Source organism: Winogradskyella helgolandensis, assembly GCF_013404085.1.
GTDB classification, from domain to species: domain Bacteria; phylum Bacteroidota; class Bacteroidia; order Flavobacteriales; family Flavobacteriaceae; genus Winogradskyella; species Winogradskyella helgolandensis.
This window is the reverse complement of record NZ_JABFHO010000001.1, coordinates 1,751,025-1,763,103: the sequence shown is the minus strand read 5'-3', so window position 1 is coordinate 1,763,103 and position 12,079 is coordinate 1,751,025. Positions and strand designations below refer to the sequence as shown.

The 12,079-nt window shown below is 35.1% G+C and carries 7 protein-coding genes; 6 read left to right on the top strand and 1 reads right to left on the bottom strand.

The window, feature by feature from the left end; genetic code table 11:
* Window positions 1-140: 140 nt before the first annotated feature.
* The 6 genes from HM992_RS07130 (at window position 141) to HM992_RS07105 (ending at window position 9,134) form a co-directional block, all read left to right on the top strand.
* Window positions 141-1,358 (top strand): DUF6786 family protein, encoded by a 1,218-nt coding sequence (locus tag HM992_RS07130; protein ID WP_229720461.1) that lies wholly within the window; start codon window positions 141-143, stop codon window positions 1,356-1,358.
* A 2-nt stretch (window positions 1,359-1,360) separates the two neighbouring features.
* The gene (locus HM992_RS07125; protein ID WP_179319192.1) at window positions 1,361-3,229 is read left to right on the top strand and encodes an alpha-L-fucosidase; all 1,869 of its coding nucleotides are present in this window, start codon (window positions 1,361-1,363) and stop codon (window positions 3,227-3,229) included.
* A 7-nt stretch (window positions 3,230-3,236) separates the two neighbouring features.
* Window positions 3,237-4,844 carry a sulfatase family protein gene (locus HM992_RS07120; protein WP_229720460.1) on the top strand — a complete coding sequence of 536 codons (1,608 nt, stop codon included), beginning with the start codon at window positions 3,237-3,239 and terminating at the stop codon, window positions 4,842-4,844.
* 32 nt (window positions 4,845-4,876) lie between these two features.
* A complete protein-coding gene (locus HM992_RS07115; RefSeq protein ID WP_179319191.1) occupies window positions 4,877-6,373 on the top strand; it encodes a sulfatase family protein in 1,497 nt (498 codons plus the stop codon).
* Between the two features lie 15 nt (window positions 6,374-6,388).
* Window positions 6,389-7,537 carry an alpha/beta hydrolase fold domain-containing protein gene (locus HM992_RS07110; RefSeq protein ID WP_179319190.1) on the top strand — a complete coding sequence of 383 codons (1,149 nt, stop codon included), beginning with the start codon at window positions 6,389-6,391 and terminating at the stop codon, window positions 7,535-7,537.
* 64 nt (window positions 7,538-7,601) lie between these two features.
* The gene (locus HM992_RS07105) at window positions 7,602-9,134 is read left to right on the top strand and encodes a sulfatase family protein (RefSeq protein ID WP_178984328.1); all 1,533 of its coding nucleotides are present in this window, start codon (window positions 7,602-7,604) and stop codon (window positions 9,132-9,134) included.
* Between the two features lie 128 nt (window positions 9,135-9,262).
* Here the strand turns inward: HM992_RS07105 and HM992_RS07100 are convergent, their stop codons facing one another.
* Complete coding sequence (locus HM992_RS07100; RefSeq protein ID WP_179319189.1) at window positions 9,263-12,079, bottom strand: chitobiase/beta-hexosaminidase C-terminal domain-containing protein; 2,817 nt, start codon at window positions 12,077-12,079, stop codon at window positions 9,263-9,265.

Below are 12,079 nucleotides of genomic sequence, written 5' to 3'. Positions count from 1 at the left end.
TTTCTAGCGCATCTAAAATGATCTATTTATTTAAAAGAGATATCTTTTAGGTTGAATTAGATATGAGGTTAATCTAAAAGAAATTGCAAATTAGTAACCTTGAAAATTTTTATCTCGTAGCAAAACGATTTGAGATTCTAATGAATTTATCAGGACACAACTATTCTAAAACTATGATTGATACTATGAAAAAAGACCACGGTTTTTCTAAAGACCTCACCTTTCTAAAAAAACATACCGATATTATTGTTTTGCAAGAAAGACAGAGTGCTGTAGTTATTGCACCTCAATTTCAAGGACGTGTTATGACGAGCACTACAAATGTAGCTGAAGGCGAAGGTTTTGGATGGATTAACAAAAAAGTCATTGAAGCTGGTTTTCTTTCAGAAGAAGAACGTGAGGGACGCTTAGAAAATCAGATTTATGTATTTGGAGGTGAAGAACGTTTTTGGTTAGGTCCTGAAGGAGGTCAGTTTTCGCTCTTTTTTAAACCAGAAGACGATTTTGAATTTTCAAACTGGAAAACTCCAGCTGTTATAGATACAGAAGCTTTTACTTTGGTTTCTCATACAGATCATTCGGCGACGTTTGAACACCATTGTGAACTCATAAATAAAAGTGGAACCATTTTTAAAATGGGTATTGGACGTTCCATTTCTATTTTAAATAAAGCATCCATTGAAAATACCCTGAGAACACAGTTTTCCGAAAACATTGAGTTTGTAGGCTATCAAACCAATAATCAAATTACAAATATTGGTGATCAACCATGGCTACCAGAAACGGGATTACCCTCTATATGGATTTTAGGAATGTATAACCCCTCACCAGAAACGACTATGATTATTCCTTTTAAAGAGGGAAAAGAAACTGTGTTAGGACAAAAGGTAAATGACACCTATTTTGGTAAGGTGCCTAATGACTATTTAGAAGTAAAAGAGGATGTATTGTTTTTTAAGGGAGATGGGACCAAACGGAGTAAAATTGGTATCAACTCAAAACGCTCAAAAGGAATTGCTGGAAGCTATGATGCTTTAGGTAAAGTTTTGACTTTGGTGACTTATAATACACAAGAAGCGTCTCATGGCTATGTGAATTCAGCATGGGAGCACCAAGAAGAACCTTTTGCAGGAGATGTCATAAATGCTTATAATGATGGTTCTCCAGAACCAGGTGTTCCGCCAATGGGACCATTTTATGAGTTAGAAACCTCATCACCAGCGGCAGCCTTAAAACCAAATGAAATCATGGTTCATATCCAAACTACGATGCATTTGAAAGGCGATGAACACGAATTAAATACCATTGCAAAAGCCACTTTAGGTGTAAGCTTAGATGTTATTATAAAATCGTTATAATCATGAAGGGATTAAAAATCAACACAGTACTTATATGTTCGCTCTTTATAGCCTTAATCGTACAATATAGCTGTACAACAAAAGAAAAAGCTAATGTATCTGAAAACAAGCGTTTCAATCAAACTGATAATTGGATCGTATTAGACAAAACAGATGCAACTAAAGAAGGACATACATTTTCTTGGACTTTTGAGGTAAAAACCCCTTCAGATTATGTACTTCAAATGGTTTCAACTGAAGCATCCTTTAAAAATAATGAATCTGTAAAAATAAAAATAGGTGAACAAGAATTTGAAGCATCCTTATTGAAAAACTACGTTATTAATTCGAATGACATAGTTTCAGAATTCAAAAACATATTCTCAATAAAAAACACAGAAAAACAGACACTTTCTATAACGACTGAAGCCGATTTTAAAAGCTTAAGAATAATTCCACATTATAAAAAACCTATTGGTTCTGGTAAGTATCATCAAGAATGGTTAGCCATGCACCAATCCAAGGAAAAACAAGAAGCATTAAAACGGTTTAAAGAAGCCAAACTCGGCATGTTTATTCATTGGGGATTATATTCACAAGCTGGTGGACTATGGAAAGGCACTAAAATTAACAACGCACCGCATCCAGGACCAAAAGTTGCGGAGTGGTTGATGTATGCGTTTCAAATTCCTAGAGAAGACTACAGAGCATTAGCCAAAAACTTTAACCCAGATAAATCCTTTGCTCAAAATGTAGTAAAATTAGCTAAGGATGTTGGTATGAAATACATCGTCATCACTTCAAAACATCATGATGGCTTTGCCTTGTTTAATTCTAAACATTCTGAATTTGATATGGTTGACGCCACGCCTTACAAAGCAGACATCATAAAAGAACTTTATAACGCTTGTTTAGAAGAAGGTATAGATTTCGGAGTCTACTATTCTCATGGTAATGATTGGATGGATGGCACCGATGGGAATTACAAGAACGTCAAAAAAGTAAACGATTCTTTAGGGATTTATACACACCCAAATGGTAAAAATTTATGGGATCCAAGTGAAAACACACATGAATCATATCTGGAAAACAAAGCCTATCCACAAATAAAAGAATTACTAACCATGTTACCTGAACTGCGTTTAATTTGGTTTGATGGCACAGGTTTTACTACAGAAGCACAAGCCTTTCAGTTTTATAAACTCGTTTATGATAACAATCCGAACGTTTTAGTTAACCGAAGAGTGGGTTATGCATTTGGTGATTATTTAGATGCAGGAGATAATAAGATTCCTTCGGCTTCAGAAACCCTAGAAAAGTATTGGGAAACTTGTGGTACTACGAATAATTCTTGGGGTTATAAATCCTATGATGAAGACTGGAAAAGTCCAAAAGAACTACTCTACTACTTTGTCGATATTCTATCTAAAGGTGGAAACTACCTATTAAATATAGGTCCTGATGGAAAAGGACACGTACCAGAAACTAGTGCAGAAAACCTACGTGAGATGGGAAAATGGATTCATAAAAATGCAGATGCTGTTTACGGAACAACCCGTTGGAAAACACCAAACGAAGGCCAAGAAGAAACATTATTAGATGGCACAGGTCATAGAGCTGCCAAAGGTTTCAAAAGAGATTTTACATCTAAAGATTTTTGGTTTACTGCTAAAGGAAACAAGGTTTACGCTATTTCACTCACCAATACAGAAGGAGAGATTCTAATAAAATCATTAAAAGAAAGTGAAGGAGATATTGAACAAGTAAAACTATTAGGAAGCGAAAAAGCTCTTAGTTGGGATCAAAATGAAAACGGCTTACAAACTACAGTAACAGATATACATACAGATGCCTTAGGTTATGTTATTGAAGTAACTTTGAAAAACAATTAGAATAATTATGAAAACTAAAACAACTCAAATACTTATAATTAGTAGCTTATTATTAGCTTCACTTTTTATGCTTACCAGTTTTGATAATAACGATACTACAGAAGAACCAAAACCCCAAAAGCCAAATATCATATACATTTTGGCAGATGATTTGGGTATTGGAGATTTAAGTATTTATAACGAAAACAGTAAAATACAAACACCTCATTTAGATCAAATGGGTAAAGAAGGTATGCAGTTTACAGATGCACATACCTCTTCTTCTGTGTGTACACCAACAAGATACGGCATCTTAACTGGAAGATACAATTGGCGTACGCCTTTAAAAGAATTTGTGACTTGGGGAAATTCACCTAGTTTAATTCAGAAAAACAGATTAACAGTGGCACAGATGCTAAAAAATAAGGGCTATAAAACAGCAAGTATTGGAAAATGGCATTTGGGTTTAAATTGGACGATGAAAAACAACAGCAAAGAGTTTGATCATTTTTCAGATACATCAGATCGCTTGAATTTTAAGGCTATTGATTATAGTCAACCTTTAAAGTTTGGACCTAATGATATGGGCTTCGATTATTCATATATGATTTCAGCATCCCTAAACATGCCACCTTTTGTGTATATAGAAAATAATAAGGCGACCATGGTGCCAACTGGGATTTCGGCTCAAACCAAAAAACAATCACCATTTGCCACTTGGATTAGAGGAGATATTGCGGATGATTTTAAACATGAAGACGTACTACCAAATGTTGTAGATAAATCTATTGCTTTCATTAAGGAAAATGCCAAAAAAGACCAACCTTTTTTTATGTACATTCCTTTGCCTTCTCCACATAATCCCGTGTTACCAATTGCACCATGGAAAGGTCAAAGCGACATTAAAAGTCCTTATGCCGATTTTGTAATCATGATAGATGATTTAATGGGTCGTATTTTTGAAACATTAAAAGCACAAGGCATTGACGAAAACACATTGGTCATCTTTACTAGCGATAACGGTTTTGCTACTACTAACGATTTAAAAACTTTAAAAAAGGAAAAACACAGTCCAAGTTATATATATAGTGGTTATAAAGGAAGTTATTTAGAAGGAGGTCACAGAGTCCCATTTTTAGTAAAATGGCCAGGAAAAATAAAACCAAATTCGGTTTCAGAGGCCACCATATGTACTACAGATTTTATGGCAACATGTGCAGACATTATCGATTATGATTTTAAGGATAATGAGGCCGAAGATAGTTTTAGCATGATGCCTTTATTAACCAATGAAGGAGATTATTTAAGAGATGCCACTATTCATCATGACAAGTATGGTGTTTTTGCGATTAGAAAAGGAGATTGGAAATTAATTGTATCTCCAAACTCAGGTATTATGGCCTCTGGCGAAACAAAAATACATAAAGATGTTAATGCGGAAGAAATTCTGTACAATTTAAAAAAGGACGTCAAAGAGAGAAATAACGTTGCCGATCAATTTCCTGAAAAAGTTAAGGAATTAAAAGACATACTGATCCAACAAATAAAAGAGGGCAGAAGTACGCCTGGGAAAGTTCAAGAAAACGACCCTATTTCAGGAGAATGGCCTCAAGCAAAGTTTGCTTTAAAAAAATAATTTAAACAACAATAATTATATTAAAAGAACGAATGAACATATTACGATTCCTTTTCATCTTAGCTTTTATAACTTCTTGTAAGGCTCAAACCTCTAGCGAAAAACAAGATGTTACGACTAAAAATACAGCGCCAAATATTGTATATATTTTGGCCGATGATATGGGTTATGGAGACCTTTCGGCTTTAAATCCAGAATCCGGAATTCAAACTCCACACATGGATAAAATACTATCAGAAGGAGTTCATTTTACAGATGCACACACAAATTCTTCTGTCTGTACACCTACGCGATATGGTATCATTACAGGACGTTATGCCTGGAGAAGTTCCTTAAAAAAAGGGGTTTTAAACGGTTACAAACCTGCTTTAATAGAAGAAAGCAGGCCAACAGTAGCTTCTTATCTTAAAAATAATGGCTATACAACAGCATGTATTGGAAAATGGCACATAGGCTTAGATATGCAACCAAAAGATGGAGATAAGACTATAAAAGCAAAAGACGGAGTTAGTAATGTCGATTTTAGTAAACCCATAAAAGACCCTAGTTATTTAGGCTTTGACTATTCGTATATCATTCCTGCATCATTAGACATCCCTCCTTATTTATATATCGAAAATGGAAAAGCTGTAGAATTACCTACGGAATATACAAACGTAAAAAGAAAGGGTCGCGGTCTTAGTTGGAGGCCAGGGGAAAAAGCACCTAATTTTGTTTTTGATCAAGTCTTAGACAATTTTACAAAAAAATCGGTTTCTTTTATTGATGATCAAAAAAATACAGACCAACCTTTCTTCCTTTATTTTGCGTTAACAGCACCTCATACACCTTGGTTACCAATAGGTGATGCTGTAGGTAAATCTGAAGCAGGCGATTATGGTGATTATGTTACTATGGTAGATGATGCTGTTGGTGCAGTTGTTACTGCCTTAGAAAAAGCAGGAAAAATAGATAACACCTTAATTATCGTGACTTCTGATAACGGCTCTAATTGGACCGAAAGAGATAAAGAAAAATTTGCGCATCGCGCAAATTATATTTACAAAGGGCAAAAAGCCGATATTTATGAGGGAGGTCATAGAGTCCCTTATATTGCAAAATGGCCAGGTGTCATCCCTGAAGGATTGGAATCGAATCAACTCATGTGCACAACAGATTTGTTTGCTACCTTATCTGGTGTATTAAATCAACCTAACGTAGAAAAAGGAGCTGAAGACAGTTACAATCTTTGGCCTGCTTATACATCTAATATAGAGACACCAATTAGAGAAGCCGTGGTACATCATTCAATTTACGGCATGTTCTCCATAAGAAAAGGCAAGTGGAAATACACTCCCGAATTAGGTTCAGGTGGTTTTACAAAGCCAAAATCTATAGAACCAAAACCTAACGAAGTTCCTGGGACTTTATATGATATGATTAATGATCCTGAAGAAAAGAATAATCTCTATAATGAACATCCTGAAGTTGTAGCAGAATTAGAACAACTTTTAGAAACCTATAAAAGTCAAGGGTATAGTAATAAATAGGAATACAGCAGAGTTATGACAAGATTTAGAAAATTTAATTTTAATGTTTCATTAGTAATTCTAGGTATCACATTTCCTTTTTTACAAGTATTTGCGCAATCAGAGGATCAATCCAACGGAGCGTATCGTGATGTTTACATTAACAAAACTTGGGAAAGATTAGATGTAAACAAAGACGGTCAATTTACAGAGGAGGACAACAAACGCCTATGGAAAAATTTAAATGAATTATTGGACAGTAACGGAGATGCCCTAATTAGCTTTGAAGAATTTTCGGCTAAAAAGCAAGTTCCGTACTTAAAAACAGAAGGAAAAAGAAAGTTAAATGTACTTTTTAAAGTTACCGAAGAAGAGGATTTATACTTAGATATTTATTATCCTAAAACATTAAAGGAAGGAGAGAAATTACCCGTAGTAATATACACACACGGAGGTGGCTGGACACAAGGTAGCAGACACGGCGCAGCTAATGCTTCTTTTAAAACTGTGCACACAGCACTTTTAGAAAAAGGATTTTGTGTGGTATCCGTGAGTTACAGACTTTGGAAAAAAGACGGAAATACGACCATGAGAGACTGTGTAATAGACAGTAAAGATGCTATGCGTTATTTGTCTAAACACAGTGAAACATTAGGCATTGATGCCAATCGGTTTTTCTCTTTTGGAGACTCTGCTGGTGGTCATATTTCCCAAATGCTCTTATTAAGTGCTCCAGAAACTCTAAAAGGCGATCCTGATTTGGCTTCTTACAATTATAACATGGTCGCTGGAGTATCTTGGTACGGTCCTTGCGATTTTGAAGATATCAGTTTATTCAATCATGATGATAGCCCCAATTTTAAAGATCGATTTGGTGCTAGAATAACAAAACCAGATACCAAACCTAAAGATAAATTAGCGCTGTATAAGGAAATGAGTCCAATTAATTATTTAGAAAAAAACAGTGCTCCGTTATTAATGATTCAAGGCGATAAGGACACCACTATCCCTGTAAAACATGCTTATTATATGGCAGAAAAAGCGAATGAGGTTGGTGCACCTGTAACCACATTAATTGTAAAAAACGCAGGTCATAATTGGCGAAGAGTTGGTGCTGACATTAATCCAACACGAGAATCGATAATCAAAACAACAATAGACTATTTTAATTCATATTTAAAATAAACGGAATACAATAAAGATTCCTTTAAAAAAAATTATTTCACAATAATACTAAATTAATATAACCATGAAAAAACAAAAACGTAATAGCCTTAGATTAATTGTTTTGCTATTAAGCATCTTTACTTGGTCTTCTAACGCCCAAAAAAAGGCAAAGAAACCTAATATTGTCCTAATAGTCTGTGATGATTTAGGCTATGGTGATGTACAAAGTTTATCACCAGAAACTAGTAAAATTAAAACCCCTCATATAGATCAATTAAACCAAGAAGGGATGACATTTACGGATGCACATGCTGGAGCATCTGTTTGTACACCTACACGATATGGTATTATGACCGGACGTTATAGCTGGCGTACAAAATTACAAAGTGGCGTCGTATCTGGGTTTGCTCCAGATTTAATTAAAGAAGACCGACCAACAATTGGAAATTTTCTTAAAGACCAAGGGTATCATACAGCTATCATTGGAAAATGGCATTTGAATTTTCAATATATAGATCCTGTTTCGCAAACAACCATTCGCAAAAAAGGCAGAAACTTACCACCTGTAGGTGCAACGATACCAGATGGGCCAATTCATAGAGGATTTGATTATTATCATGGTTTTCACCACGCTGGAAGTATGAAAGCAGTTATAGAAAACGACAAAGTAATTATTCATGACGAAGTAATTAATATGTTACCGCGTTTAACAACAAAATCGGTAGAGTATATTAACCAACAAGCAAAAAACAAAGACGAAAAACCTTTTTTCTTATATGTGCCTTTAGGATCTCCACATACACCAATTGTACCTTCAAAAGAATGGCAAGGAAAAAGTGGTCTTGGTAATTATGCCGATTTTGTAATGCAAACAGACGCCACTGTGGGAGCAATAACTGATGCGCTTAAAGCTAACGGATTGTCAGAAAACACATTGGTAATTTTCACTAGTGACAATGGTGCCTCTAAAGCTGCAAATATCAAAGGGCTTGCAAATAAAGGCCATTTAGTAAGTGCAGGCTATCGTGGTTCAAAATCCGATTTATGGGATGGCGGCCATCGCATACCATTTATTGTAAAATGGCCCAATAACATAGCACCTAACACCACAAACAATGATTTAATTTGCTTAACCGATATTTTCGCTACGTTTTCCGAAATAACAGATGTTGTTATGCCAAGAAAAAGTGGTGAAGATAGTGTGAGTTTTTTACCAGCATTACACGGGGAAGCTATTAATAGTACTAGAGCTGGAGTTATTCATCATTCCATAAGTGGCCATTTTGGGTATAGATTAGGAAAATGGAAATTGTTATTATCAAAGGGATCAGGGGGTTGGAGTTTTCCAAAAGAAGATGATCCGACATTAGATACTATGCCTGTTGCGCAATTATATGATATGGAAAATGATCCCGCCGAAACCACAAACTTATATACAACACATCCTGAAATTGCAGAACAACTTTTAAAGCAATTGGAATTAGATATAAAAACAGGAAGAAGTACCAAAGGGGAGTTTTCTGAAAATGATATGGATGATATTATTTTATGGAAAAAAACAGCTGTTAATGGAAGTAAGAAAGCAAAAAATAAAAAGAAGACGTCTAAAAATTAAAACAAGAGTTTAATAAAAGCGAAACCCATAGTCGATTAAGCTATGGGTTTTTTATTTTTTATTCAATTATTAGAACTTATTCTAATACTTATTTAGTTGCATTATACATACAACAATAAAGGAATGATTTAAGGAATTCTTACTTCAAATATTTTAGTCCCATAATCTCTCACCGCAGTAATCGTTACGGTTTGGCCCGAATATGTTTTAAGGAACTTTTGTAAATGTGCAATATTTGAAATCTTATGCTTATTTAATTTTTGAATCACCCAATCCTTATCGAGTCCAGCATCTAACCACATTTGTCCTTTTTTACCATCCAAAGACTTAATATAACAGCCAAAATTATAGCCTCCAGTCGCATCTATTAAATCTGGATCGTCTGCAATATTAATCAACAAAGCTCCATGTATTTCTTTTTCAAGTGCTTTTCTAGATTTTGTAATTTTATCCAGATTGCTACTATCTGCCTTATATTCACCTGCAATTAAGGTGCTTAACCAACTTGGATATGTAACTGTTTTTACGTTATTAAAGACGGCTTCTGCAGTAAATCCTATGGCAATGCCGTTAGCATTAAAAGTTCTTGCCTTTATTACTGTAGTGTTCTTTATTTTAAATGGTGACGAATATACTGTTGAATTCCTATTGGGTTCTGAGCCATCTGTGGTAAAATAAACCTTAGAGCTCTTTTCCGCTCTAATATCTGCTTCAAAACTAACTTCAAGTTCATTTTCAAAATCTCCTCCAAAAGGCAAAATGCGTGTCATCTGATGACCAAATTCATCCATTGGAAAATTCTTAAAACCTAATTTTAAAGCTGAAGAGTTCTCTTGCACTTGATAATTACCGTTTATTGGATCCACAAAATTAGGATTGGCCACAATAGAACTTAGGTCATACCCTCTCCTATTCCATTCCTCCATATTCATATCTTGTGTCATATTAAAATCTTCAGGATTATTAACATTCCAATACAGGTTGTTATCGTAATTGGTACTCCATTTAACATCGGCTGGTAAAGCAACTTCACGTATAAAGTTATTTGTAGGCGTCGTTTTTCCAGGTAAAGTTCCAGCAATCACAAAAATATTGTTATAAATTTCATCTTCGGAATTTTTTGGCCATACATGCCAACCTAAAGGAACCGCACTTACGGTTATATTGTTAAAAACCTTGCGTCCCATGCCATCTCTTAGTTTAATGGTAGACCCCAAATTTAAATTATTATAGATCTCATAGTAACTAGAGCCATCATCTAAATCAATCGTCCAATTTCCAGCACTAATAGATTTACGGTAATTGGCAATTCGGTTATTTCGAATAACCACATTGTCAATAGCATCTAGTCGTGTCAATTCCTTAATAAAATGCTCATCGGTTCCTCTACCTCCTTTCCATTGTCGCTCACGTCCCCAAGAATTAAAAGGGCCATGCTCGCCTGTCTCTCTTACGGTTTCCCAGATATCATTAAATTCGATTAGGTGTCCGCCCCAAGTACCATCATTAATACATATGCCTGCACGCGGACAGTTATAAATGGTATTATGTGAGGCTGTTATTTTATGACTCATAGAAATATAAACACCTGCAACTTGCTTACCAACATCTCCAAAATCGTGCATGATGCTATTTTCAACCACGCAATTCTTTGGATAATCTGGGGTTTTAGGACCAGCTTCTAAGTCCATATTTTCACGCATCTCATTCCAATTCTTGCCATCCATTAATCTGTCATCCCAAGTTTGATAAAACCGAACAGCTTCCGGCGAACCAACAAAACAAACCGCACTTTCTCCGGTGTGTACAAATCGGCAACCGGTTACTTTATTATTACGATTGTAGGCACTCATAAATACACCATTTCCACCTACATATTCAAAATTACAATCTGTAATCAACAAGTTTTCTGTACCTTCCATAAAAATGGCACCACCTCTATGAATAGCCCAATCACCACGAGCAACCGGCTCATAAGACTCCATAAACGTGTAGTTGGTTTGTGTAAAATTGAATCCTTTAAACTGAATATGTTTTACAGGAGCTTCTTTAGTGCCCTTCAACTGAATCATATCTTTTATGACTGGAACTTCAATTTTAACGTCACTTAATTTTACGCCTTGCATCGGATAATAGTAAAGCGTATGGGTTTCTGTATTTAAAAACCATTCCCCAGGAACATCTAGTTCTTCAAAAATATTTTCAACAAAATAGTAAGACGCATGACTTTTTTTCCCTCCAATACCATGTGTTCTTTGAAGTTGCCAACCACCTTCGTTTAGAAAAATCTTATTTTGTTCTCTATTAATTGATTTAAGTCTGTACTGCATATTTCCCCAGTTATGACTTTGGAAACCATGCACAATTCCTGTTTCTGGATGCTCCCATGTTTTATCTGAAAAAGTTTCAGGATCGTATGAAAACCATTTGTCATATCGTTTGTCTGTACCACCTGTGACTTGAAGGTATCCTTTCCCGTCACGAAGAGGATTCTCATAATCATAATTAGGGAATCGTGCTCTAACTTGGCGTTCTCCATTAACAAATAATTGATCCATAGACAAGCCTTCAGGAACTTGCGTTTGATAAATACCATTTTTATAGGCTTTCCATTCTAGATGCTCTAATCGCTGAGAGCCTTTGATAATTACTTTTGCTCCAGGTATAACTGAAAATACAACGGGATATTTTTCCGTTCCAGAATAATCACTACCTATCTCAATGGTTTTATTAAGATAATAGTCTCCAGAAGTAAACCAGACCGTAACGGCTTCGTTACCTGCATATTTTTTTACCTCTTGTAGGGCTTTTTCAAAACTTAAATAAGGACTGTTTTTTGTTCCGGAATTAGCATCGTCTCCTTTAGATGATACATAAATATCTTTGGCAAAAGCGTTTCCAAACACTAACAGTGCGATAAGAACGGTTAATATATTTTTCATCAT